This is a genomic window from Caulobacter sp. NIBR2454 (assembly GCF_027474405.1).
GTDB lineage: Bacteria > Pseudomonadota > Alphaproteobacteria > Caulobacterales > Caulobacteraceae > Caulobacter.
The window spans coordinates 2,913,782-2,937,156 of record NZ_CP114871.1 but is presented as its reverse complement, the minus strand read 5'-3'; the positions used below and the strand labels follow the sequence as shown (position 1 = coordinate 2,937,156).

Here is a 23,375-nt window from a genome sequence, read left to right as displayed (position 1 = left end):
TCATGGACAGACGCCCGGTGGTCGCCGCTTTCGATCACGAGACGGGCCTACGCCGGCCCGGTGACTATCGTCGCGTTGTATTCGCGAGTGAATCCACCACGATCATCGACCTGTCGGTATCCTACGAAGCCGCGCCGCCGCGGGGGGCCACGTCGCGTTATCAGGTCGTGCTGCCGTATCTGGGCCTCTTCACCTACTCGGTGGGGCGTCGCTCCACGACAGTGGACGCCAACCGCACCCTGATGGTGCCGGCGGGCATCGAGTATGCCGACAGCCATCCCGTTCGAAACCTGGGTCATTCGGCCGTCGCCATCGCGCCCGAGCCCGAGGTGATGGAGGAACTCTGCCGTCTCCTGGGCTCACGACCAGCGGATGTCTTCACGGATCTTTCCCAACCGGCCAGCCCGAAGCTGCGCCTCGCCGCCCACCGATTGAGAAACATCGCCGATCATGGCGCCGGACCGTTGGAGGCGGATGAGCTGGCGATCCAAGTCCTTCAGGAGGTGCTCGATACGCCCAAGCGCAGCGGCGGCGCGCCTATCGTGCAGCGAGCCAAGCACGTCATCCACGAGCGGGGTTGCGAGCGATTGAGCCTGCAGGACATCGCGCGGGCGGTGGGCGTATCGCCTGTCTATCTGACCCAGGAGTTCACCCGCACCGAAGGCATGCCGCTGTATCAGTACCAGCTGCATCTGCGGCTTGGGCGAGCCCTGGTGGAGTTGCCGCACTGCGCCGACATCACCGGCCTGGCCATCGACCTGGGCTTTTCCAGCCACAGCCATTTCGGCGCGGCGTTCCGGCGGGTCTTTGGCGTGACGCCCGCCGAGTTTCGCTCGGGCGTGGTCCGACCGATCTAGGCCGGTCGAGGCGGGAAGCCGCCCGCGCGAGCCAGGGACGAGGCCGGTGCCTTGCCCAGCCGCTCCGACATGACCTTCGCCGTCTCGATGAGGGCGTCGAGGTCGTAGCCCGTCTCGAAACCGGCCCGCTCCAGCATGTAGACCAGATCCTCGGTGCCGATATTGCCCGTGGCGTTGGGGGCGAAAGGGCAGCCGCCCAAGCCGCCGACGCTGGCGTCCAGCACGTCGATCCCCGCCTCTACAGACGCGTAGGCGTTGGCGAGGCCGGTATTGCGCGTGTCGTGGAAGTGCATGCGCAGGCGGGCGTCGGGGGCCGCCTTGCGCACCGCCTCGATCCGGCGGCGGACGGTCCAGGGATCGGCGACGCCGATGGTGTCGCCCAAGGCGATTTCGCCGATCTTGAGGGCGTGAGCCTCGGCGGCGATGGCGGCGACCTGATCGTCGCTCACCTCCCCATCGAATGGATCGCCGAAGGCCACGGAGATGGTCAGGGTGAGGGGCGGCCCGCCGTTGGCGTTGCGATGCTCCACGACGGAGGCCAGGGTCGCCAGTTGCTCGCTGACCGAAGCGCCCTGATTGCGGATGCCGAATCCGTCGGAGGCGCAGACCACCACATTGGCCTCGTCGCAGCCGGCGGCGACGCAGCGCTCCCAGCCCTTGAGGTTCAACACCAGCCCGATACGAGAGGCGTCGGGGTTCGCCGGCAGGGCGGCCATCACCTCTTCGGCGCCCGCCATCTGCGGCACCCGGCGCGGATTGACGAAGGAGACGGTCTCGATCCGTCGGGCGCCGGCGGCCTCCAGACGCTGAATAAAGACGGCGCGCTCCACCGGTTCTAGGACGGCGGCCTCGTTCTGAAGGCCATCACGGGGACCGACCTCCACGATCTGGATGAAGCGGCTCACTGGTTCGGCTCCGGCTCGCCGCGATAGACGGTCAGGCGCACGGGATCGCCCGTGGAGTAGTTGAAGCCATCGACCACGCCCACCGGGCGTGGGGTCAGGCCGATCCGAGCCAGGGCGGCGCGGAAGTCGGCGTCCTGCGCCGCCTCGACGACCGCCGGGCGACCTTCGATCACCGCCTGGGCGGCGTTGGGCGCATCGCCCAGACCCGTGCGGGCGCCCAGGGCGAAGACCAGGCTGGGTTCGGCATAGCCGGCCACCTCGACCGGACCGGGGGTCACCCCGTCGCGCGGATCGATCCGATGTTCGCGCAGAACGTCGGCCACGCGCTTGGAGGACCAGAGCGGCTCCAGTCGTGGCGCGAACAGGGTGAAGAAGGCGCTGTGCGCCAGCACTCCAAGCACGAGGGCCGTGACGATGGCGGTCCCGGCGGCGCGGTTGACCAGCAGATAGGCCCCGATGGCCCCCGCGAACAGGAACAGGCCGGCCGTGATGGCGGCGGCGGTGACATCCGCGGCGTCGCCATACTCCGACAGCAGGTAGATGGTGGCGGCGGCGAAGACGACGCCACCAAGCACGCCCAAGGCGGCGCCGATCCAGCGGCTGACGCGGCCCAGCGGCCCTTCGATCGATGCGGCCATCAGCCAGGCCAGGGCGCCGTGGGCGGGCAGGGTGTAGTGGGCCAGCTTGGTCGGCAGAATCTCGAACATCAGCCAGGTCGGGATCAGCCAGCACAGGGCGAACCTCACCCCCGGCTCATTTCGGCGCTTCCAGCCCAGGGCCAGGCCGGCGGGCAGCAGCAGGGCCGACGGGAAGGTCAGCAGGAAGGACAGCAGAGTGTGATAGCCGGGAGGGGCGCCGTGGCTTTCATGGCCGCCGGCCAGCTTGGGCGCCAGATCGCCGCCGATCGCCGTGCCCCAGAAGGCGCCGTCCGTGGCGACGGTGATCGCCCAGGCCCAGGGCGCGACCACCAGCACGAAGATAGCGGTCCCCCAGGTCCAGCCCAGGCCGCGCAGCCACGCCCACTTGCGGTCCCAGGCGCATAGGGCGACGAGCGCCAGCACCACGACCAGCAGACTGACCGGCCCCTTGACCAGCACGCCTAGAGACAGGCTCAGCCAGAAGAACAGCCGTGTCCAAAGCCCGGCCTTGGCTCCGCCGTTGGCGGCGGCGTAGAGCCGCGCCAGGGCCGCCAGCGACAGGGTCGTCAGACCGCACAGCATGGCGTCGGTCTTGGCGATGAACGCCTCGGTCGACAGCAGGAAGCTGGCGCCCAGGATCGCGCCGGCGATCAGGGCGGTGCGCTGGCGAAAGAAAGCTCCGGCGCCCCAGGCGCAGGCGGCGGCGGCCATCATGGCGCCGAGCAGGGACGGAATACGCCAGGCCCAGATCTGCCGGTCCTCCACCGCCGAAAGCAGGGTGACGCTGGCGGCCTGCATCCAGTGAATGCCCACAGGCTTCTTGAAGCGCGGCTGGTCCTGGAAACGGATGACGACGTAGTCGCCGCTCTCGATCATCTGGGCCGTGGCCTGGGCGAACCGCGACTCGTCGCGATCCAGGGGCGGCACGGCGAACAGGCCGGGCAGGCCGGCGATCATGGCGATCAGCGCCGCGAGGAGAGGGGCGCGCCAGCCACGGCTGAGGGCGTCGAGACGGGATTCGAGGCTCATGCGAGGTTTGATAGCATGAACCTGGCCGGGTGATCCTTAACCTTCCCCACGACGTCTTTTCGGCTATTGAGGGCGCATGAACGCCAAATCCGCGACCCCTGACGTCTCGATCGTCGTCCCCGTCTTCGACGAAAGCGGGGCCGCGCCGGCTCTGGCGCGAGAGATCGCCGCCGCCTTCGCCGGCCGCAATTTCGAGATCGTCTTCGTCAATGACGCCAGCCGTGACGATACGGCGGCCAAGCTGACCGCGTTGAAGGCCGAAATCCCTCAGCTGCGCGTCCTGGCCCATGCCAGGAACTCTGGCCAGAGCCGTTCGGTGCGCACCGGCGTGTTGGGCGCGCGGGGCGCCATCGTCGTCACGCTCGACGGGGACGGTCAGAACGATCCGGCCGACGCCCCGCGTCTGGTGGATCGCCTGGCCAGCGGCCCCGCGACCCTGGGTCTGGTCGGCGGGGAGCGGGTCAAGCGTCAGGACAGCTGGTCCAAGCGCTATGCCTCGCGGTTCGCCAACGGCGTGCGCCAGAAGCTGCTGAAGGACCACGCCATCGACACGGGCTGCGGGCTGAAGGTGTTTCGCCGGGAGGCCTTCCTGCGGCTGCCGTACTTCGATCACGTCCACCGCTACCTGCCGGCCCTGATGCTGCGCGAGGGCTATGAGGTGGCGTTCGAGCCGGTGAACCATCGGGCCCGCGAGACAGGCGCCTCGAAGTACACCAACTTTGGCCGACTCAAGGCCTCCCTGTCGGACCTGTTCGGGGTGATGTGGCTGCAGTCCCGCGCCCGCCAACCCGGTGACGTGACAGAGCTGTAGGCCAGATTTTCCGCGCGGCAGCGCCGGCTAGGTCAGGATCGTGAAGATCAGGGCCACCAGGGCCACGTCGAAGGCGCGAAAAGTCAGCAGGGACAAGGGAACGGCTCCAGGGCTCGTTCCCAGTCAGCAAGACAGGCGCCAGCTAGATTTCGGTCTGTTTGCGCCCGGCCTTGCGGCGACGGTCGGCGCCGCCGGAGAACTCGGCGCCCAGATAGGTGGAGCGGGCGACATCCAGGGTCTCGGGTCCGCCACGCAGACCGCGCTTGGCGCCGCCCTGACCGAGAAGTTGGGCGGCGAAAGCCGAGAAGCCCGAGCGCGGCGGGGCCGGATCGACCTCCTCGCGCACATGGACCGTTTCGACTTCGGGATCGTCATGGCCATGACCGTCGGCCGCACGCGCATCCACCGCGCGGCGGAAGGCGCGGCGCGGGGCGGGCAGACGGCGAGTGGGATCGATCGGATCGGTCATCGACAATAACGTATGCGCGGCTTCGTTAAGAAGCGGTGGTCAGGGCTTGGACGCCAGCTTTTCGATCTGCTGCTGCATGGCGTCGAGCTGACGCTTCAGTTCAGAGATGGACTCGTCGCTGGCCGGCGGCGCGGCGGCGGGAGCCGGGTCGGCGGCCTTCGGCGGGGCGGCGCCTTCCTCTCCGGGACGGGCGAAGGCGAAGGGCGAGAACATCTTCATGGCCCGGTCGAACAGGGCCAGATTCTGGCGGATCTGCTCTTCATAGGCGCCGGCCGCGAAACCCTTGGCCGCGAAGGCGCCGGGAGTCAGGGACTCGAACTGGGTGCGCATGCGCTCCTGCTGCTTGGAGAAGCTTTCCAGCGACAGCTCCAGATAGCTGGGCAGGAACGCCTGCATGGAGTTGCCGTAGAACCCGATCAGCTGGCGCAGGAACTGGATCGGCAGCAAGGTTTGACCCTTGCTCTCTTCCTCGAAGATGATCTGGGTCAGGACCGGACGGGTGATGTCCTCGTTGGTCTTGGCGTCATAGACCACGAAGTCGACGCCTTCCTTCACCATCTCGGCAAGGTGTTCGAGCGTGACGTAGGAGCTCGACGCCGTGTTGTAGAGGCGTCGGTTCGCGTACTTCTTGATGATCACGCGTTCGCCGGATTTGGCGTTCGCCTTGCCTTCCGCGGCTTCTTTGTTCTCGGACATTTCGTTCCCAAGGGCGCGGCCCATTCGGCCGTTCTGCGATGCAGTATCGCGGATAGCCGCCCGCGACGCCAGTGGTCAGACGACTATCGGATTTCTGCGAATGCGGGCGTGACTCCTTGCTCCCGGCGTGCATTCTACCGCACTGCACAATAACGAAGGCTGCGGCTCTGCAGGAGACCACGGCCTCACGGGAACCACGGGAGCTACCTTCATGACCGACATCGTCATCGTCTCCGCCGCTCGCACGCCCGTCGGCGCGTTCAACGGCTCTCTCTCCAGCCTGCCCGCCCATGAGCTGGGCAAGGTCGCGATCCAGGCCGCCATCGAGCGTGCGAGGGTCGCCCCTGCCGACGTGGATGAGGTGATCCTGGGCCAGGTGCTGCAGGCCGCCGCCGGTCAGGGCCCCGCCCGTCAGGCTTCGGTCAACGCCGGCATCCCGGTGGAAAGCCCGGCCTGGAGCCTGAACCAGCTGTGCGGCTCTGGTCTGCGCGCCGTCGCGCTCGCCGCCCAGCAGATCGCCGCGGGCGACGCCAAGATCGTCGTGGCCGGCGGTCAGGAAAGCATGAGCCAGGCGCCCCACGCCGCCCACCTGCGCAACGGGCAAAAGATGGGCGACTTGGGTTTCGTCGACACCATGATCAAGGACGGCTTGTGGGACGCCTTCCACGGCTATCACATGGGCCAGACCGCCGAGAACATCGCCAGCCGCTGGCAGATCACGCGCGGCGATCAGGACAGCTTCGCCGTGGCCAGCCAGAACAAGGCCGAGGCCGCTCAGAAGGCCGGCAAGTTCGCCGACGAGATCGCGCCCGTGACCATCAAGGGCCGCAAGGGCGACACGGTGGTGGATCAGGACGAGTACATCCGTCATGGCGCGACGCTGGAAAGCGTGTCGGGCCTGCGTCCGGCCTTCACCAAGGACGGCTCGGTGACCGCCGCCAACGCGTCCGGCCTCAATGACGGGGCCGCGGCCCTGGTGCTGATGAGCGCCGACGAGGCGGCCACGCGCGGCCTGAAGCCGCTGGCCCGCATCGCCTCCTGGGCCAATGCCGGCGTCGAACCGGAGATCATGGGCACCGGGCCGATCCCGGCCAGCAAGAAGGCGCTGGAGAAAGCCGGCTGGACCGTCGCCGACCTGGACCTGGTGGAGAGCAATGAAGCCTTCGCCGCCCAGTCGCTGTGTGTCGTGCGCGAACTCGGCCTCGACCCGGCCAAGACCAACGTCAACGGCGGCGCCATCGCCATCGGCCATCCGATCGGCGCGTCCGGCGCGCGGATCCTGACGACTCTACTGCATGAGATGAAACGTTCGGGTGCCAAGAAGGGCCTGGCGACGTTGTGCATCGGCGGCGGCATGGGCGTCGCAATGTGTGTCGAGGCGGTCTAGCCGCCTCGACAACGACCGGAACGACAACCAAAAATATAAAACCTAGAGGGAGGAAGTCATGGCGAGAGTGGCGTTTGTCACGGGCGGAACGCGCGGTATCGGCCGCGCGATCGTGGAGCGGTTGAAGGCCGACGGCATGGAGGTCGCGGCCGGCTATTCGGGTAACGAGGAAGCCGCCGCCAAGTGCGCCGCCGAGATCGGCGTCATGGTCGTCAAAGGCAATGTCGGCGTGTTCGAGGACTGCGCCCGCGCCGTCGCCGAGGTCGAGGGCAAGCTGGGACCCATCGACGTGCTGATCAACAACGCGGGCATCACCCGCGACGGCTTCTTCCACAAGATGACCTACGAGCAGTGGTCGGAAGTTATCCGCGTGAACATGGACAGCGCCTTTAACATGACCCGGCAGGTCATCGAGGGCATGCGCGAGCGCGGCTGGGGCCGGATCGTCAACATCTCCTCGATCAACGGCCAGAAGGGCCAGGTCGGCCAAACCAACTATTCGGCGGCCAAGGCCGGCCTGATCGGCTTCACCAAGGCGCTGGCCCTGGAGAACGCCAAGAAGGGCATCACGGTGAACTGCATCTGCCCGGGCTACATCGATACCGAGATGGTCTCGGCGGTGCCCGAGAATGTCCTGCAGGGTATCATCGCCGGCATCCCGGTGGGGCGCCTGGGCAAGGGTGAGGAGATCGCCGACATGGTCTCGTTCCTGTCGGGCGAGCGGGCGGGATTCGTCACCGGGGCCACGCTGACGCTTAACGGCGGCCAGTACATGGCGGCTTGATAGCTGAACCTTGAGGCGTCAAGACTGGGGCGTGACACGTCCAAAATCCGCCCCAGTCGGCATGCATTTGCTCAAGTTATGGTAGGACGTAGATCGGCGATCTTCCGGGCCGTCGTTCGCAAGGGGACGGGCGCGCTATGCGTGCTTGCGACAGTCGCTGGCGCTTCGCCCGCCCTCGCCCAGACGGGAAGTCTGCGCGACGCCCTGTACAATTCACGCAACGAGATGCGCCGCGCGCCGGCGCCGCCTGCCGCCCGCTATGTTTCCGAAACCGGCGTGCGCTTCGTCTTCGACCGCAGCCAGGAGCGGCCTCTGCTTCGCTTCGAGGGGCAGTCCGAGGTCTGGGCGCTGGAGCCGCACCCCGCGCCGCGCGGCGACATCATCTACAAGAACGATCTGGGCCAGCCGGTCCTGCGGGCCACCAAACTGGGCGGCCTGACCGTCTTCACCCAACAGCGCCCGGCCGGCGCCGCCGCGGCGGTGGCGGGCGAGGTGGCGCCGATAAAGCTTCCGGTTCTCAGCCCCAGCGCCGTACTTCAGCGCCTGGCCGCGGCCAGCGCCAAGGCGAGCCGGGCCGCGCAGCGCCTGATTTCCTTTGAGGCGGACGTCACCGCCGATTCCTCGGCCCTGACCGCCGACGCCGCCGCGCTGGCCGCCGACGCGGTGACGCGCCTGGTCCGACGCCCTGGGGGCAAACAGGCGGTTTCAAAGATCGACAAGGTGGTCATCGACAAGGGCCGCAAGCCGTCCGCCCATCTGAAGAAGGGCGTCGTGCGGATCACCGTCACCCCCGACCTCGGCCTGGCCGGGCGACCGTCGTCCGAGAAGATCGCCGCCGCAGCCGGGGAGCACTGACCGGCTCGACCTCGACCTGGGCGTCGGGGACGGCCGGCTCATCGAGGGGGTAGCCGGGCATCAGGGTGCGGGTCATCAGGCCCCAGGCCCCGGCGCACTGGATTTCCCGCCGCCAACCCGCCGGACCCGCCGTCTGCTGATGTTCCGACAGCGTGCAGCCGAAGACCTCGCCCGCCGGCGAGGTAAAGGTGACAGCGATGGGGCCGCCATTGTTCAGCTTCAGGACCTCGACCGTCTCCATGAGCATATCGACGGGCTGGCCGGCCTCGATCAGCAGCAGGCCCTGGATGCGGAACGGATCTTCGTAGCGACCCATCTCCTTCCACCAGCCGCCGGACCAAGGCCGCAGGTCCAGCAGGCGGACGATGTCGGCCGGGCCGTCGGTCATCCCTTGAAGGCGTCCTTGGCGGCCCGCACGGCGGCGAAGCGCTCGGCGTCGCCCGCCAGCAGGAAGGGATTGGTCGCCTTCTCCACGCCGATTGTGGTCGGCACCGTGGGCTCGCCGCGCTCGCGGGCGGCGAAGACGGCTTCCGCACGGGCGGTCAGGGCGTCGTCATGCTCCAGCGACAGGGCGAAGCGCGCGTTGGAGGCTGTGTATTCGTGGGCGCAGTAGACGCGCGTCTCGTCCGGCAGGGCGGTCAGGCGCGACAGGCTGTCCCACATCTGTTCGGCGGTGCCCTCGAACAGGCGGCCGCAGCCCAGGGCGAACAGGGTGTCGCCCACGAAGGCCACACCATCGGCGGCATCGTGATAGGCGATGTGGCCCAAGGTATGGCCGCCGGTGTCGATGACCTGAAAGGCCGTTTCCCCGAGCATCACCGTCTCGCCGCCGCCTACCGGCCGATCCAGCGGCGCGATGCGGGTCACTTCGTTGGGGCCGACGATGGTCGCGCCCATGGCGGCCTTGATCGCCGCATTGCCGCCGGCATGGTCAGGATGCCAGTGGGTGTTGAGGATCATGTCGATCCGCCAGCCCAGCTTGGCGGCCTCTGCCAGGATCGCATCGGCGTCCGGGGTGTCGATGGTCGCGACCTGGCCCGTCGCTTCATCGCGCACGAGGAAGCCATAGTTGTCGGACAGACAGGGAAACTGATGAACCGTGATGGGCATGGCCCCAAATCTACGGCGATTTGGACGCGGGGCATAACCCCAAGGGCCGCGACTCCGGTATAGAACGGATATGCGTCGTGACGTTCTGGAACTCCGCGCCTTCTACGGCTCGCCGCTTGGCCGGGTCGCGCGGGAGATGCTGGCCCGCAAGGTGAGCGAAGCCTGGGGCGACGCGGCCGGGCTGGACGTGCTCGGCGTCGGCTATCCCACGCCCTTTCTGCAGTATCTCGATCATCGCCCCCGCCGGGTCCTGGCGGCCATGCCGGGCGCCCAGGGGGTCGAGGTCTGGCCCCGCAACGGGCGCAACCGCTCGGTGCTGGTGGAGGAGGGCGATCTGCCGTTCCGAAACGCCATGTTCGACCGGGTCCTGGCGGTCCATGCCCTGGAAGAGAGCCCCGACCCGCTGCAACTGCTGTGCGAGATCGGCCGGATCACCGCGCCTACGGGTCGGGTGATCGTGGCGGTGGCCGCGCGCAACGGCGCCTGGGCGAACGCCGAAAAGACCCCTTTCGGCCACGGCCGCCCCTTCACCCGCCTGCAGTTGGAAAGCCTGCTGCGCGAGGCGGAGCTGGAGCCGACTGGCTACACCCGCGCGCTCTACGCGCCGCCCATGGCCGCCTTCGCCCGCTGGGCCGAGGGGTTCGAGCAGGCCGGCGCGCGGCTGTGGCCCGGGTTCGCGGGGATCATCCTGATGGAAGCGGTCAAGCAGACCTTCGCGGTGAAGCCGCGCGGCGCGCGGGCCAGGGCGCACGTCCTGGTTCCGGGCCTTCAGCCCTCGCCCGTAGGCATGCCTCCGGCGCGGACATCGGGGCGCCGCAAGCAACTGTCGTCGGATCGCTTGGAAACGCCAGGGGTTTAGGCCTAGCTTAGACGTGCTCGATTTGCTCGGAGACCTCGCATGAAAATGATCGTCGCGATCATCAAACCCAGCCGGCTCGACGCGGTGCTGGACGCCGTGACCGAGGCGGGAGCTTCGGGACTGACCGTGACCGAGGTGCGCGGCTACGGCCGCCAGAAGGGCAAGACCGAGATCTATCGCGGCGCCGAGTACGAGGTGAAGCTGCTGCCCAAGGTGAAACTGGAGATCGCCGTGTCCGACGATCTGGTGGCCGGCGTCAGCGACGCCATCGTCGCGGCGTCCAACAGCGGCAAGATCGGCGACGGCAAGATCTTCGTCCTCGACCTGGAGCAGGCCCTGCGGATCCGCACGGGCGAGCGCGACGCATCGGCGATTTCGGGCTGACCACGGACAAGCGGAGCCGCAAGGCGGTTTCGCGCGTTGCGGCCTCATGCTGGCGATGGGGCGTTTTGACGAGGGGCATATGAACGATGCGACGGAAATCATCCGTCCAGGCGTCAACTGCTGGCGGCAGGAGCGCGCCGACCGCGTCGCGTTCCTCATCGACAGCGCCGACTATTTCGCCGCACTGAAGGCCTCCCTGCTCAAGGCGAAATCCTCGATCTGGATTCTGGCCTGGACCTTCGATCCGCTCACCCGCCTTACGCCGGACCGGACGCCCGTCAGCAAAGACCCGGAACATGCCGACAGGCTTGGGCTGCTGCTGCGGCGAATGGCGGCGCTGAATCCGGCGCTGGACGTGCGCATTCTGGCCTGGGACATGCCGCCGCCGATCGCGGCCTCGCAGTGGTTCGCGCCGCAGCGGGCGCAGGCCTATTTCGCGGACTCGCGGGTCAAGTTCCGGCTCGACAACAGCCTGCCCATGAGCGCCTGCCATCACCAGAAGGCGGTGATTATCGACGGCCGCCTGGCCTTCATCAGCGGTGGGGACATGGGACCGGATCGCTGGGACACCTGCCACCACGCCGATCACGATCCGCGCCGTCGTCTGCCCAACGGGCGCCGCTATCCGGCCCGGCATGAAGTCTCGATGATGATGGAGGGGCCCGTCGGCCAGGCGCTGAGCGAGCATTTCGTACAACGCTGGCGCGCCGCGACCGGCGAGCCGTTGACGCCGCTGCAGCCCGAGCGGGAGATGATGTGGCCAGATCAGGTCGTGGTCCAAGCCCGTCGGCAGTCCGTGGCCCTGGCGCGCACCGCATCGGACTGGAAGGGGCGCAAGGGCCATGGCGAATGCCTGCGGCTTCACCTGGATTCCATCGCCGCCGCCAAGAGACTGATCGTTCTGGAGAACCAGTACCTGACCTCGCCCCTGATCGTGGAGGCGCTGGTGGAACGGTTGCTGGAGATCGACGGACCGGAGATCGTGGCCATCGGCCCCGCCCACAGTCCCAGCTATTTCGACCAGATCACCATGGACAGCGCCCGCTCGGCCGCGATCCACCGCCTTCGCTCGGCCGATGTGCAGGGTCGGTTTTCCGCGTACACGCCGCTGACTCCCGGCGGCGGAGCAGTGATCGTGCATTCCAAGGTGGCGATCATCGATGACAGCTTCCTGCGCATCGGGTCGGCCAACCTGAACAACCGCTCGACCGGCCTGGACAGCGAGCTGGACGTGGCGTTGGAGGCCGAACACGGCCCGGAGGGGGACGCGACGCGCGCGGCGATCCGCACCTTCCGCGCTCGCCTGATCGGGCACTACATGGAGCGGCGCGGCGACGAGGTGGGGGCGGCCATGGCGGCGCATGGCGGGCTGGCCGCGGCGATAGATATTCTGGATCAACCGCCCCGCCGACTGCCCCATGCCGAGACGCGAAAGCCGGGTCCGTTCGCCCGCTTTGTTTCCAAGTGGCATCTGGGCGACCCGACCACCACCAAGGACGCCTGGAACCCCTGGAACCGGCGCAAGCGGCTGAAGCGTGACCTGGCCGAACTGCTGCCCTGCGTGATGGAAGGCGGCGAGGACTGCTAGCCGGCCGTGGGGATTTCGATCTCCACCACCAGCGGCAGGTGATCGGACGCCTGCCGGGCGCGGGTGTCGTAGGGGCTCTCGATCGCGCAAACCTTGATGTCACCGGCCAGGAACACGTGGTCGATGCGCAGGAAGGGGAAGTTCGAGGGAAAGGTCGCCGTCGGCGGGCGTGGGCGGCCCAGCTGGGCGTCGCGCATGGCCGCGTGCAGCATGCGGTAGGTCTTGGAATAGGGGGTGGCGTTGAAGTCGCCCAGCAGCACCGCCGGGGCCGTGAAAGCCTCGTCCGCCAGCCAGCCGTCGATCAGGGCGGCGGCCTGAAGCCTTTGCTCCTGCGGGATCAGCCCGAGGTGGGTGTTGATCACCTGAAGCTCTCGCCCGCCGCCGATATCGATGGCCACCCAGACGGCGCCGCGCGGCTCCAGTCCGGGCACGCGCTTGTATTCCGGCAATGAGTCGGCGCGGATCAGCCGCTCGGGCAGGGCGGTGAGGATCGCGTCGCCGTAAAGCTCCTCCTCGACCTTCATGGCCGGGTGGAAGCGCGACTTCATCTTGAGCAGTTCGGCCAGCTTGTGGGCCTGGTCCACGCCACGGGTGCGGGCGCGGCCGACATCCAGTTCCTGAAGGGCGACGATGTCAGGACGCAGGGCGGCGATGACGTCGGCTACACGCTCGACGTCTAGGCGCCGATCCACGCCCACGCAGCGGTGGACGTTGTAGGTGACAAGGCGAAGTTTCATCCGCCGAAGAGATCGTCTCGCGGCGCTGTAGGTTCCGTAGGTTCGGCGTCGCCACGTCGGCTGAGCAGGAAAATCGCCGCCTCGGCGCGCCAGTTTTCAATCGATTTGGTCGGATCGATCGAGCGGGCGGGCCGACCCTCGGCGAGGGCGGCGCAGGCGTCGATGCGCAGGTCCAGGTCCTCGCACAGGCTCAGGAAGTCGGCCAGGGTGCAGAGGTGGATGTTGGGCGTGGACCACCAGGGCTCGGGCAGGGCCCGGGTCTCGGGCATGCGGCCACGGCTGACCAGGGACCAGCGCACGCGCCAGTGGCCGAAATTGGGGAACGAGACGATGGCGTTGTCGGCGATGCGCAGCAGCTCGCCCAGCACGTGGCGCGGGTGGCGCACCGCCTGCAGGGTCTGGGACAGCACCGCGTAGTCAAAGGCCTTGGTGGCGAAGTGGTCCAGATCACGGTCCGCGTCGCCCTGCACCACGGCCAGGCCGCGCGACAGGCCAGCGGCGACGCCTTCGGGGCTGATCTCGACCCCGCGCCCGTCGACCTGCTTCTCGCGGGCCAGAATCTCCAGCAGCTCGCCTTCGCCGCAGCCCACGTCGAGCACGCGTGAGCCGGGACGCACGAGCCGCAGGATTTCCTTGAAGTCCTCGCGGATCACAGGCCTCACGCCAGCCCCCTGGCCTGGTCGGCGGCGGCCATGAAGCCTGACAGCGCCGCGTTCATCACCGGTTCGTCCAGCAGGAAGGCGTCATGGCCCTTGTCGCTCTCGATCTCGACGAAACTGGCGCGGGCGCCGACGGCGTTGAGGGCCCGCACGATGTGGCGGTTCTCAGCCGTGGGATAGAGCCAGTCGGTGGTGAAGGACAGGACGCAGAAGCGGACGTCCCGCGCCTTGCGGAATGCCTCGGCCAAGATGCCGCCATGGGTCTGAGCCAGGTCGAAATAGTCCATGGCCCGGGTGATGTAGAGATAGGAGTTGGCGTCGAAGCGATCGACGAAACTGGCTCCCTGGTGGCGCAGATAGCTTTCCACCTGGAAGTCGGCGTCAAAGCCCCAGGACAGGCCGTCGCGCTGCAGTTCGCGGCCAAACTTCCGCTGCAGGGCCGGTTCGGACAGATAGGTGATGTGCGCGGCCATACGCGCCACGGCCAGACCCTTTTCCGGTCGTACGCCATGAAGCGCATAGGCGCCGCCGCGCCAGTCGGGGTCAGCCATGACCGCCTGACGGCCCACTTCGTGGAAGGCGATGTTCTGGGCCGAGTGGCGCGCCGCCGAGGCGATGATCACCGCCGAAAACAGCTTGTCCGGATAGTCGGCCGCCCATTGCAGCACCTGCATGCCGCCCATCGACCCGCCGACCACGGCGAACAGGGTCTGGACGCCCAGAGCCTCGACCAGCATGGCCTGGGCGCGGACCATGTCGGCGATGGTGATCACCGGAAAGGACAGGCCGTAGGCCTGGCCCGTCGCGGGATTGATCGAGGCGGGGCCGGTCGAGCCCATGCAGCCCCCGATGACGTTGGAGCAGATGATGAAATGCCGGGTCGGGTCGAGCGGCAGGCCGGGGCCGATGAGTCGCGTCCACCAGCCCGGCTTGCCCGAAACGGGGTGTTCGCCGGCGCAATGCTGGTCGCCCGTAAGCGCGTGGCAGACCAGGACGGCGTTCGACTTGTCGGCGTTCAGCGTCCCGTAGGTGCGGTAGGCGATCTCGAGGGGCGCAAGTTCGCCGCCGGAATCGAGCCGTAGGGGTTTGTCGGTCGGAAACCGCCAGGTCCCTCCGTCGCCGCAAAACGCCTCTTTCGTGGTCGCCGTCGCCGCTGTCATGAGGTCTTGGACCGTTTGACGTAAGTCCTGTCAACCGAGGCTTTGAGCAGGTCGCGACCAAGGCTAAGAGGAGCGCCATGGAAAGGCTTATCCTGATGCGTCACGGCGCTGCCGAACGACGCGGCCCGACGGGCGGCGACTTTGATCGCGCCCTTACCGCCCAAGGGCGCATCGATGCGGCCTTGATCGGCGACGCCTTGGCCAAGGCGGGGTTCGCGCCGGATCTGGCGCTGGTGTCGGAGGCGCGCCGCGCGCAGGACACCTGGACCGCCGCCGGTGAGTCGTTCCCCAAAGCCCGCAAGGAAAGCCGCGAGGACTTCTACAGCGCCAGCACCCAGACCGTGCTGACCGCCGTAGAGGGCGAAACGGCAGGCACGGTGATGGTGGTCGGCCACAATCCCACGCTCCAGGACCTGGCGGTGGGCCTGCTCAAGGCGTCGGGCGCTTCGCCGGCTCTGATCGCGCGTCTGGAGATGCGCTTCCCGCCGGCCACCGCCGCGGCCTTCAGCTTCGACGCCGCCGGCAGGGCGGAGCTGGAAGGGCTGTTCTACGCCGCCGACCACGGCGGCCGGGGCGCCGAATGAGCCTGATCTTCAAGATCATGAGCCGTGACGAGTGGGCGGCTTTCCAAGCGTCGGGCGAGTTCGCAGGCTCGGCGGTCGACCTGGCCGATGGCTATATCCACTTTTCCGCCGCCGACCAGGCGCAGGAAACCGCCGCCAAGCATTTCGCCGGCCGTGACGATCTTGTGCTGCTGAGCCTCGACGCCGCCTCCCTGGGCGACAGGCTGATCTGGGAGCCGTCGCGTGGCGGCGCGCTATTCCCGCACCTTTACCGGCCTCTGGCGTTGAATGAGGTGGCCGCATCGCGTGAGCTCACCCTCGGCGTCGATGGCGTTCCTCAGCTGGGCGACCTTTCCGCATGAGCCTTCACGATCTCGCCGCCCGCGCCATGCACCTTCTTGATCCGGAGGAGGCGCACGGCCTCGCCATCAAGGGGCTCAAAGCGGGCCTGGGTCCACGCAATCACATCGACCTGCCGATCCTGGCGACGACGGTGGCGGGGCTGAAGCTTCCCAACTGCATCGGACTGGCCGCCGGGTTCGACAAGAACGCCGAGGTTCCGGACGCCATGCTGGCCGCCGGCTTCGGCTTCGTGGAGGCGGGCACGGTCACGCCGATGCCGCAGGAGGGCAATCCGCGCCCGCGCCTGTTTCGCCTGACCGAAGATCGGGCGGTGATCAATCGGATGGGCTTCAACAACGAAGGGCTCGGCGCCTTCGCTTCGCGGCTGTCGCATCGTCGTCGCGACGGGGTGGTGGGCGCCAATATCGGGGCCAACAAGGACGCCGAGGACCGTGTCGCGGACTATGTGAACGGTCTTTCGCACCTGTGGGGGCTGGCCGACTATTTCACGGTCAACATCTCGTCGCCCAACACGCCGGGCCTGCGGGCTCTGCAGACCAAGGCGGCGCTTCAGGATTTGCTCGGACGCCTGGCGGAGCGTCGGGAGGCGCTGGCGCCGGAGGGCGACGTGCCGGTCTTCCTGAAGGTCGCCCCGGATCTGGAGGATGGAGAGGTCGAGGCCATCGTCGAGGCGGCCGTGGACAGCGGTCTGGACGGGATCATTGTCTCAAACACCACCATCGCCCGACCAAGCAGCCTCAAATCGTCGAAGGCGTCCGAGACCGGCGGCCTTTCCGGCGCGCCCCTCACGGAACGTTCGACCGCCGTGTTGGGCCAGTTCTTCCAAGCCGCGGACGGACGGATCGCCCTGATCGGCGCCGGCGGCGTGGCCACTGGGGCGGACGCCTACGCCAAGATTCGGGCCGGGTCGCAGGCGGTGCAGCTCTATTCGGCCCTGGTCTATGGCGGCCCTGGCCTGGTGGTCCGGATCGCCAATGACCTGGCGGCTCGGCTGAAGGCCGACGGCTTTACATCGGTCGCCCAGGCGGTTGGGGCCAGGTGAGCGCCGCCGGCCGCGCCCGGACTTGGATGATCGCGGCCAAGTGGGCGCCGGTGCTGGTGCTGGCCGCGCTGGCCGCTTTCGTCTTCTTCAGCGGCTTCTGGAAGCACTTCACGCTCGAGGAGCTTCAGGCGCGCCACGCCTATCTGTCGGCCTTCGTGAACGAACGCCCCGCGGCGGCGATCGCCATCTATCTGGCGACGTATGTGGCGGTGGTCTCGCTGTCCCTGCCGGCGGCCCTGATTCTGACCCTGAGCGGCGGGTTCCTGTTCGGACCCTGGCTGGGCGGCGCGCTGGCGGTGACCGGTGCGACGGCGGGATCGACGGTGATCTACGGCGCCTGCCGCACGGCCTTTGGCGGCATGCTACAAAAGCGTGCGGGACCGACGCTGCTGCGTATCGAGGAAGGCATCAAGAAGGACGCCTTCCACTATCTTCTGACCCTGCGTCTGATCCCGGCGTTTCCACTACTGGTGATCAACCTGGCGGCGGGGCTGGTGGGTATTCCCCTTCGCACCTTCCTGGCGGCGTCCTTCCTGGGCATGGCGCCCAGTTCGCTGGTCTACGCCAGCATGGGCGCGGGCCTGGGGCACCTGTTCATGCAGGGCCATCCGGTCAATCTGAGCATACTGACCGAACCGCGCGTCGTTCTGCCCTTGGCCGGTCTAGGTTTGCTGGCGGGGCTGTCCATGCTCTATCGACGATTGCGCCCCCGTCGCCATGAGCAATAGTCGCGTTGCCCGGCGCGGGCATGTGCAGTAACGGATGACCATGGACGCCGCGCCGTCTCCCGCGCCGCAAGGACCGGTCGAGCGCCGCTTTTCGTGGCGCGGCGGCCTGTCGGCGCGCCTGCTGCTGCTCACCACCCTGTTCGTCGTGCTTTCGGCCCTGCTGGTGCTTCCGCCGACCCTTGCGGCGTTCGAGGAGCAGTGGCTGCTGGATCGCGTGCGCGCCGCCGAGTTGGCCTCGACGATCGCCGAGGCCGACCCGAGCCTGAAGATCAGCGACCGGATTTCCGCCGAATTGCTCGAAGGCGCCGGCGTTGTCTCGGTGGCGATTCAAAGCGACGGCGCCCGGCGCCTGGTGTTGGAGGCTCCTCGCGAAATCCGTACGCCGTATCTGGTCGACCTGCGTCGGCAGAACCCCGGCTCCTGGCTGGCCGCGCCCTTCTTCACCCTGTTCAGCCGCGAAGGCAGCCTGGTCCGCGTGGTGGCCGAGCCGCAGTTCCGCGAGGCCGAATTTGTTGAGATTTTGACGCCCGACGCGCCGCTGAAGGCCGATCTGCTGGGCTATCTGGCGCGGCTGGCGGTGGTGACGGTGTTCGTGGCCATCCTGGCCGGGGCGCTGGTCTATCTGTCCCTCAACCGCTTCCTGGTGGCGCCGATGCGGCGGATCACCCGGGCCATGGAGCGTTTCCGAGCCAATCCCGAAGATCCCAGGGCGAGGATTGAACTCTCCGGCCGCACGGACGAGATCGGCCGGGCGGAGGCGGAGCTGGACCGCATGCAGGCCGATCTGGTCGCCGCGCTGAATTCCCGCGCCCGCCTTGCGGCCCTGGGCGAGGCGGTGGCGAAGATCAATCACGACCTTCGCAACATGCTGACCAGCGCCCAGATCGCCTCGGACAGGCTGGCGGCGATCGGCGATCCGAAGGTGGCGGCGGCTTTGCCGCGCCTGGAGCGGGCGCTGGATCGGGCCGTGACCCTCGCCACCAACGTGCTGGCCTACGGCAAAACCGACGAAGCCGCTCCCGACGCACGACCCCTGCCGTTGAAGGCCGCGCTCAAAGCCGCGGCGGAGGAGGCGGGTCTGCCCACCTCCCAGGTCCGGTTCGCCACGGGGGTCGATACGCGCGTGCGGGTCATGGCCGACCCGGATCAGCTTCACCGCATTCTGGCCAACCTGCTGCGCAACGCGCGTCAGGCCATCGAGGCGCAACCGGGCCGCAAGGGCAAAATCCAGGCCTCGCTGGTGGCCGAGGACGGCGTCTCGATCATCCGCATCTCTGACGACGGTCCGGGTCTTCCGGAAAAGGCGCAGGAGAACCTGTTCCTGCCGTTCGCCGGTTCGGCCCGCCGTGGCGGCACCGGCCTTGGTCTTGTCATCGCCCGCGAGCTGGCCCAGGGCCATGGCGGGGAGCTGTCGCTCATCCGCTCCAGCGCAGAGGGCTCGGTGTTCGAGCTACGCCTGCCGGGCGCGCCGGAGCCGCTGAGGGGCCGGGGCTAGCGAGGGGCTTAGAGCCCCTTCGCCACGCCTTCGCGACGGGGGTCGGCGCCGCCTTCCAGGATACCGCCCGGACGCACCACCACCCCATGCAAGCCGGAGGTTTCGTTCTGGCCCGCCTTGATGGCCACGCCGCGGGCGATGACCTGTTCCGCCACGCCCGGAGCGTAGCGGCCGATCTCGCTGGAGAAGGCGTCGCCGCGGGCGACCATGTTGGGCAGGTCGATGGCCTGTTGCATGGTCAGGTTCCAGTCGATGAGGCCGACGATGGCCTTGAGGTTGTAAGACAGGATCGCATTGCCGCCTGGCGAGCCGATGGCGGCGTAGAACTTGCCGTCCTTCAGGACGATGGCAGGGGCCATGGACGAGCGCGGGCGCTTGCCCGGCGCCGGCGCGTTGGCCAGGGGGCCGCCGCGCAGGTCCTCGGGATAGCGGCTGAAGTCGGTCAGCTGGTTGTTGAGGAAGAAACCCGCGACCATTCGGCCCGAGCCGAACAGGCTTTCGACCGTGGTGGTCATGGAGACCACGTTGCCCTTGGGGTCCACCACCACGAAGTGTGTGGTGCCGCCCGGCTCCTGGGTCTTGTCGGCGCCGCGGGGCTTAAAGCCGGGGGGCGTACCGTGGGTCGGGACAGGACCGGCGCGGTCGCCGATCAGCTTGGCGCGCTCGGTCACATAGGCCGGATCCAGGAGTCCCTTGACCGGCACGTCGATGAAGTCGGGGTCGCCCACATAGCGGTCGCGGTCGGCGTACATGACGCGTTCAGCCTCGGCCAACTGCACCCAGGCGATGGGATCGTTGGGGCCGCGCGTGGCGATGTCGGTCTTCTCCAGCATGGCCAGGGCCTGCAGCAGGCCCACGCCGCTTGATGGCGGCGGCGGCACGCAGACGACATAGACGCGGTAGGGCTGGCAGAGGGGCTCGGCCACTTTCGGCTTGTAGGCCTTGATGTCGGCCGTGGTCAGGGTTCCGGGAATCGGGGCCTGGCGGACCTTGGCCTCGATGGCCGCCGGGATGGCGCCTTCGTACATGGCGCTGGGCCCCTCGGCGGCGAGGCGGCGGACCGTCTCCGCATAGGCGGGGTTCTTCAGGATGTCGCCACCCTGCACCCTCTGGCCGTTTGGCTTGGTGAAGTAGGCGATGGCGTCCGGTGAGGCGGCCTGTCCGCGATTGAGGCCGGCCAACTGCGCCAGACGCGGGCTGACCACGAAGCCGTCGGCGGCCAGGGTTTCGGCGTCCTTGAACAGGGTCGACCAGGGGACGGCGCCGTGCTGCTTCTGGGCCAGGGCCAGCATGGCCACCGCGCCCGGCGCGCCCGTGGAACGGCCTGACATGATGGCGTCGATGTAGCTGAGCGGCTTGCCGTCGGCGCCGATGAACATGTCTGCGCTGGCGCCGGCGGGCGCGGTCTCGCGGCCGTTGTAGACCGTGATCTTGCCGTCGGCGGCGTTGTAGTAGGTCATGAAGGCGCCGCCGCCGAGGCCGGAGCTTTGCGGCTCCACCAGCCCCAGCACCGCCTGAACCGCCACCGCCGCGTCCACCGCCGAGCCGCCGTCGCGCAGCACCCGAAGGCCCGCGTCCACCGCGAGCGGGTTGGCGGCCGCCACCATGCCCCGGGGCGTGGTCTGGACGGCGGCGTTCGCCGGGGGTGATGTGTTCGTCGCGCAAGAGGCCAGGGCGAGGGCGGCGAGAAGGCTCAGGAAGCGACGCATGAAGGTTCCTTGATGTGCGGGCGCACCATAGGGGAACCACTGCGCCGGTTGGAACCCCAAACCCGTTCTGTGCATGGGGGATCGGCCAGTTCGCCGCTTGTCGCGGCAAAGCGACCCTTGGGCACCATTTGCATACCGTTGATCGATCATGATGATATCTCCCCGCCTCAAATTCTCCTGGGGATATCCATGAAGATCTCGAAGACGGGCATCGCCCGCGTTGCGCTTGTGACGACGGTCGCTGCTGTCGGCGGCGCCACCGCCCAGACCCCGGTAAAGCAGGTGGTCACCGGCCCAACGGCCGAATACTGGCTGAGCGCTGAAACCATCAGCGGCATGGCGGGCATGATGGGGGGCGGCAAGCCGTCGCCCCAGGCCATGATGAGCATGATGATGCAGGGCGGGCCAAGCAACGCCCCGATCCATAACCTGACCTTGCAACTAGGTTCGTCGCGTAAGGCGCCCGCGCCTTCGGCCCAGCACATGCCGGCGCCCGCCCTGGGCATGAGCGGCGCGCTGCCGCTTCTCACCCCCGCCGTTTCCAAGGCCGAGCCCGACGAGTCGGCGCTTCCGCCGGATATGCGCGTGAAGGGTCGGATTCTGATCTTCTGGGGCTGCGGCGCCCAGACGCGCGCCGGCCAGCCTGTCGTTGTGGACCTCGCCAAGATGGCCAGTGGCGGGCAAGCCGCGCTCGCGGCCTCCATGAAGCGACTGCCCTATACGACCATGAAACCGCCGTCGGTGACGCGTCACGCCACCTATGGCGAATGGCCCAATGAGCGCACCCGCGTGCGCGTGCCGGCCGGGGGCTCGCTGGCCGGGCAGCATGCGGTGCAGGGCAACTACACGCCGGACATCAAGTTCTCCCTCACCGCCAGCCAGGATTTCCTGGGTCCGCTGACCCTGCAGACCCGCGAGACGCCGACCGGCGCGACCGCCGCCTGGAACGCGCTGCCCGGCGCCAAGGCGTACCTGGCCACGGCCGTCGGTGGCGGCGAGCGTGACACCATCGCCATGTGGGTCTCCAGCGAGGTGCAGGCCACCGCGTTTAGCGCGCCGAGCTATTTCAGCCCGTCCGACATCACCCGTCTGCTGGAGCAGAAGGTGCTGATGGCGCCGCAGACCACCACCTGCGCCCTGCCCAAGGCGTTCGTGGACGCCGCGCCGCAGGCCATGGTCCGGGTGGTCGCCTATGGCGGCGAGGCCAACTTCAGCCATCCGCCACGCCCGACCGACCCCAAGATTCCCTGGAACATCGAATGGACGACCAAGGTCCGCTACCGCTCGGAGGCGGCCGGGGTGCTCGGCATGGACATGAGCGACATGGGCGACATGGGCATGGACGAAGATGAGGAGGCCGGCCCCCCGCGCCGGGGTCAGCAGCGCCCCGCGCAGGGCCAGCAGCCCCCCGCTGGAGCCGCTCGCAAGGCCATCATGAAAGGCCTTGGAGGCATGATCGGCAACTGACTGTGGAGGGCGTGGAAAAAAACCTAGGAGACGGGTTGCGCTTCGCAAAAGCCCGGACTAGGTTCCGCGCCCTCGACGGACCCCTACGGGTCACCGAGATGCGCGCCCGTAGCTCAGCTGGATAGAGCATCAGACTACGAATCTGAGGGTCGGACGTTCGAATCGTTCCGGGCGCGCCATTTTCTTCTTCCTGTTTCGATCGTACTCGGGCGCCGTCAGGCGCCCGTCGTCGTTCCGGAGTTGGCGTCCACATGACCGACTGGCTGCAGGTGAAGCGCGGCGACGCGCCGCTGATCATCAGCTTTCCCCATACCGGGACCGACCTGCCGGTCGAGATCGAGGCGTCGCTGGCCTCGCCCTGGCTGGCGCGCAAGGACGCCGACTGGTGGGTGGACCGGCTCTATGACTTCGCGGGCGAGTTGGGAGCGACGACCGTGCGCACCGCGATCTCGCGCACGGTGATCGACGTCAATCGCGACCCGTCAGGGGCGTCGCTCTATCCGGGGCAGGCGACCACCGAGCTTTGCCCGACCACCACCTTCGACGGCCAGCCGCTATACCTGCCGGGCCTTGAGCCTGACGGGGCGGAGATCGCCCGTCGCCGGGAGCTGTACTTCACGCCCTATCACAACGCCTTGGCGGCCGAGGTGGCGCGGCTGCGCGCCCTGCATGGCAAGGTCGTGGTCTATGAAGCCCATTCGATCCGTTCAAATGTTCCGCGCCTGTTCGAGGGCGAGCTGCCTAACTTCAACATAGGCACCAACGACGGCCAGACCTGCGAAGACGCCCTGACGGCCGCGGTGGAGGCCGTCTGCGACGCCAGCCCGTTCAGCCGGGTGACCAACGGCCGCTTCAAGGGCGGCTGGACGACGCGCCATTACGGCAGGCCCAAGGATGGTGTTCACGCCATCCAGATGGAGCTGGCCTGCCGCGGATACATGGATGAGCCGGATCAGGAGCCCTCGCCGGCCAATTGGCCGGCCGCCTATGATGAAGCGCGGGCCGCGGCGATGCGATCTGTATTGAACGATGTTCTGGGTGCGGCCCTGGCGTTCGCCCGTGACTGAGTTCACCCCATAG

25 protein-coding genes and 1 tRNA gene are annotated in these 23,375 nt (G+C 68.1%); 16 read left to right on the top strand and 10 right to left on the bottom strand.

Translation table 11 applies throughout. The features are described 5' to 3' along the window. Positions 1-2 precede the first annotated feature (2 nt). Positions 3-857: a helix-turn-helix transcriptional regulator gene (locus O5K31_RS14280; protein WP_269714377.1), complete on the top strand. Its 855-nt coding sequence runs from the start codon at positions 3-5 to the stop codon at positions 855-857. Here the strand turns inward: O5K31_RS14280 and O5K31_RS14275 are convergent. Together O5K31_RS14275 and O5K31_RS14270 are read right to left on the bottom strand one after the other, a co-directional pair. After that, positions 854-1,762, bottom strand: a complete 909-nt coding sequence (locus O5K31_RS14275; protein WP_269714375.1) for a hydroxymethylglutaryl-CoA lyase — start codon at positions 1,760-1,762, stop codon at positions 854-856. The two genes, O5K31_RS14280 and O5K31_RS14275, sit on opposite strands and share 4 nt — an antisense overlap. After that, positions 1,759-3,429: an ArnT family glycosyltransferase gene (locus O5K31_RS14270; protein ID WP_269714373.1), complete on the bottom strand. Its 1,671-nt coding sequence runs from the start codon at positions 3,427-3,429 to the stop codon at positions 1,759-1,761. Before O5K31_RS14270 ends, O5K31_RS14275 begins: the two co-directional genes overlap by 4 nt. Positions 3,430-3,505: 76 nt before the next feature. On the opposite strand from O5K31_RS14270, the gene O5K31_RS14265 reads away from it, so the two are divergent. Continuing rightward, positions 3,506-4,240 (top strand): glycosyltransferase family 2 protein, encoded by a 735-nt coding sequence (locus O5K31_RS14265; RefSeq protein WP_269714371.1) that lies wholly within the window; start codon positions 3,506-3,508, stop codon positions 4,238-4,240. A gap of 142 nt (positions 4,241-4,382) precedes the next feature. Here O5K31_RS14265 and O5K31_RS14260 read toward each other — a convergent pair whose 3' ends face one another. After that, positions 4,383-4,709 carry a hypothetical protein gene (locus tag O5K31_RS14260; protein WP_269714369.1) on the bottom strand — a complete coding sequence of 109 codons (327 nt, stop codon included), beginning with the start codon at positions 4,707-4,709 and terminating at the stop codon, positions 4,383-4,385. A gap of 39 nt (positions 4,710-4,748) precedes the next feature. Then, positions 4,749-5,405 (bottom strand): polyhydroxyalkanoate synthesis repressor PhaR, encoded by a 657-nt coding sequence (phaR, locus tag O5K31_RS14255; protein WP_269714367.1) that lies wholly within the window; start codon positions 5,403-5,405, stop codon positions 4,749-4,751. A gap of 211 nt (positions 5,406-5,616) precedes the next feature. Here phaR and O5K31_RS14250 point away from each other — a divergent pair, with 211 nt between their 5' ends. The 3 genes from O5K31_RS14250 to O5K31_RS14240 all read left to right on the top strand — a co-directional run bounded on the left by O5K31_RS14250 (position 5,617) and on the right by O5K31_RS14240 (position 8,431). Then, complete coding sequence (locus O5K31_RS14250) at positions 5,617-6,792, top strand: acetyl-CoA C-acetyltransferase (protein ID WP_269714365.1); 1,176 nt, start codon at positions 5,617-5,619, stop codon at positions 6,790-6,792. Positions 6,793-6,850: 58 nt separating this feature from the next. Next, a complete protein-coding gene (gene phbB / locus O5K31_RS14245) occupies positions 6,851-7,576 on the top strand; it encodes an acetoacetyl-CoA reductase (protein ID WP_269714363.1) in 726 nt (241 codons plus the stop codon). Between the two features lie 141 nt (positions 7,577-7,717). Then, a complete protein-coding gene (locus tag O5K31_RS14240) occupies positions 7,718-8,431 on the top strand; it encodes a DUF4908 domain-containing protein (protein ID WP_269714362.1) in 714 nt (237 codons plus the stop codon). Here the strand turns inward: O5K31_RS14240 and O5K31_RS14235 are convergent. Beyond that, entirely contained in the window at positions 8,361-8,819 is a 459-nt protein-coding gene (locus tag O5K31_RS14235; RefSeq protein WP_269714360.1) for a hypothetical protein, read from the bottom strand. The genes O5K31_RS14240 and O5K31_RS14235 overlap by 71 nt on opposite strands. After that, positions 8,816-9,541, bottom strand: a complete 726-nt coding sequence (gene gloB, locus O5K31_RS14230) for a hydroxyacylglutathione hydrolase (protein ID WP_269714358.1) — start codon at positions 9,539-9,541, stop codon at positions 8,816-8,818. The genes O5K31_RS14235 and gloB overlap by 4 nt, the downstream gene beginning before the upstream one ends. 70 nt (positions 9,542-9,611) lie before the next feature. Here gloB and O5K31_RS14225 point away from each other — a divergent pair, with 70 nt between their 5' ends. The 3 genes from O5K31_RS14225 (at position 9,612) to O5K31_RS14215 (ending at position 12,372) form a co-directional block, all read left to right on the top strand. Next, positions 9,612-10,400, top strand: coding sequence for a methyltransferase domain-containing protein (locus O5K31_RS14225; RefSeq protein WP_269714356.1), 789 nt, complete (start codon positions 9,612-9,614; stop codon positions 10,398-10,400). A 39-nt stretch (positions 10,401-10,439) separates the two neighbouring features. Then, on the top strand, positions 10,440-10,784 hold the full coding sequence (locus O5K31_RS14220; protein WP_269714354.1) for a P-II family nitrogen regulator: 345 nt from the start codon (positions 10,440-10,442) through the stop codon (positions 10,782-10,784). A gap of 79 nt (positions 10,785-10,863) precedes the next feature. Continuing rightward, the gene (locus tag O5K31_RS14215) at positions 10,864-12,372 is read left to right on the top strand and encodes a phospholipase D-like domain-containing protein (protein WP_269714352.1); all 1,509 of its coding nucleotides are present in this window, start codon (positions 10,864-10,866) and stop codon (positions 12,370-12,372) included. Here the strand turns inward: O5K31_RS14215 and O5K31_RS14210 are convergent. Genes O5K31_RS14210 through metX form a run of 3 tightly spaced genes read right to left on the bottom strand, consistent with a single transcriptional unit; the run spans position 12,369 to position 14,928 of the window. After that, positions 12,369-13,109 carry an endonuclease/exonuclease/phosphatase family protein gene (locus O5K31_RS14210; RefSeq protein ID WP_269714350.1) on the bottom strand — a complete coding sequence of 247 codons (741 nt, stop codon included), beginning with the start codon at positions 13,107-13,109 and terminating at the stop codon, positions 12,369-12,371. The genes O5K31_RS14215 and O5K31_RS14210 overlap by 4 nt on opposite strands. Then, complete coding sequence (gene metW, locus O5K31_RS14205; RefSeq protein ID WP_269714349.1) at positions 13,106-13,771, bottom strand: methionine biosynthesis protein MetW; 666 nt, start codon at positions 13,769-13,771, stop codon at positions 13,106-13,108. Before metW ends, O5K31_RS14210 begins: the two co-directional genes overlap by 4 nt. Next, entirely contained in the window at positions 13,768-14,928 is a 1,161-nt protein-coding gene (gene metX / locus O5K31_RS14200; protein WP_269714347.1) for a homoserine O-acetyltransferase MetX, read from the bottom strand. Before metX ends, metW begins: the two co-directional genes overlap by 4 nt. A 77-nt stretch (positions 14,929-15,005) precedes the next feature. On the opposite strand from metX, the gene O5K31_RS14195 reads away from it, so the two are divergent. Genes O5K31_RS14195 through O5K31_RS14175 form a run of 5 tightly spaced genes read left to right on the top strand, consistent with a single transcriptional unit; the run spans position 15,006 to position 19,119 of the window. Then, on the top strand, positions 15,006-15,512 hold the full coding sequence (locus O5K31_RS14195; protein WP_269714346.1) for a SixA phosphatase family protein: 507 nt from the start codon (positions 15,006-15,008) through the stop codon (positions 15,510-15,512). Then, entirely contained in the window at positions 15,509-15,853 is a 345-nt protein-coding gene (locus tag O5K31_RS14190) for a DUF952 domain-containing protein (protein ID WP_269714344.1), read from the top strand. The genes O5K31_RS14195 and O5K31_RS14190 overlap by 4 nt, the downstream gene beginning before the upstream one ends. After that, complete coding sequence (locus O5K31_RS14185; RefSeq protein WP_269714343.1) at positions 15,850-16,896, top strand: quinone-dependent dihydroorotate dehydrogenase; 1,047 nt, start codon at positions 15,850-15,852, stop codon at positions 16,894-16,896. The genes O5K31_RS14190 and O5K31_RS14185 overlap by 4 nt, the downstream gene beginning before the upstream one ends. Beyond that, a complete protein-coding gene (locus O5K31_RS14180; protein WP_269714341.1) occupies positions 16,893-17,624 on the top strand; it encodes a TVP38/TMEM64 family protein in 732 nt (243 codons plus the stop codon). Before O5K31_RS14185 ends, O5K31_RS14180 begins: the two co-directional genes overlap by 4 nt. 34 nt (positions 17,625-17,658) lie before the next feature. Next, a complete protein-coding gene (locus tag O5K31_RS14175; RefSeq protein WP_269714339.1) occupies positions 17,659-19,119 on the top strand; it encodes a sensor histidine kinase in 1,461 nt (486 codons plus the stop codon). A gap of 8 nt (positions 19,120-19,127) precedes the next feature. On the opposite strand, the gene ggt is transcribed toward O5K31_RS14175, so the two are convergent. Further along, positions 19,128-20,828, bottom strand: coding sequence for a gamma-glutamyltransferase (ggt, locus tag O5K31_RS14170; RefSeq protein ID WP_269714338.1), 1,701 nt, complete (start codon positions 20,826-20,828; stop codon positions 19,128-19,130). Between the two features lie 189 nt (positions 20,829-21,017). Between ggt and O5K31_RS14165 the strand changes: the two genes are divergently transcribed. The 3 genes from O5K31_RS14165 (at position 21,018) to hutG (ending at position 23,362) form a co-directional block, all read left to right on the top strand. Then, entirely contained in the window at positions 21,018-22,295 is a 1,278-nt protein-coding gene (locus O5K31_RS14165) for a hypothetical protein (protein ID WP_269714336.1), read from the top strand. Between the two features lie 102 nt (positions 22,296-22,397). Continuing rightward, positions 22,398-22,474, top strand: a tRNA-Arg gene (locus O5K31_RS14160). 72 nt (positions 22,475-22,546) lie between these two features. Next, positions 22,547-23,362, top strand: a complete 816-nt coding sequence (hutG, locus tag O5K31_RS14155) for an N-formylglutamate deformylase (RefSeq protein WP_269714334.1) — start codon at positions 22,547-22,549, stop codon at positions 23,360-23,362. The last annotated feature ends 13 nt before the right edge of the window (positions 23,363-23,375 follow it).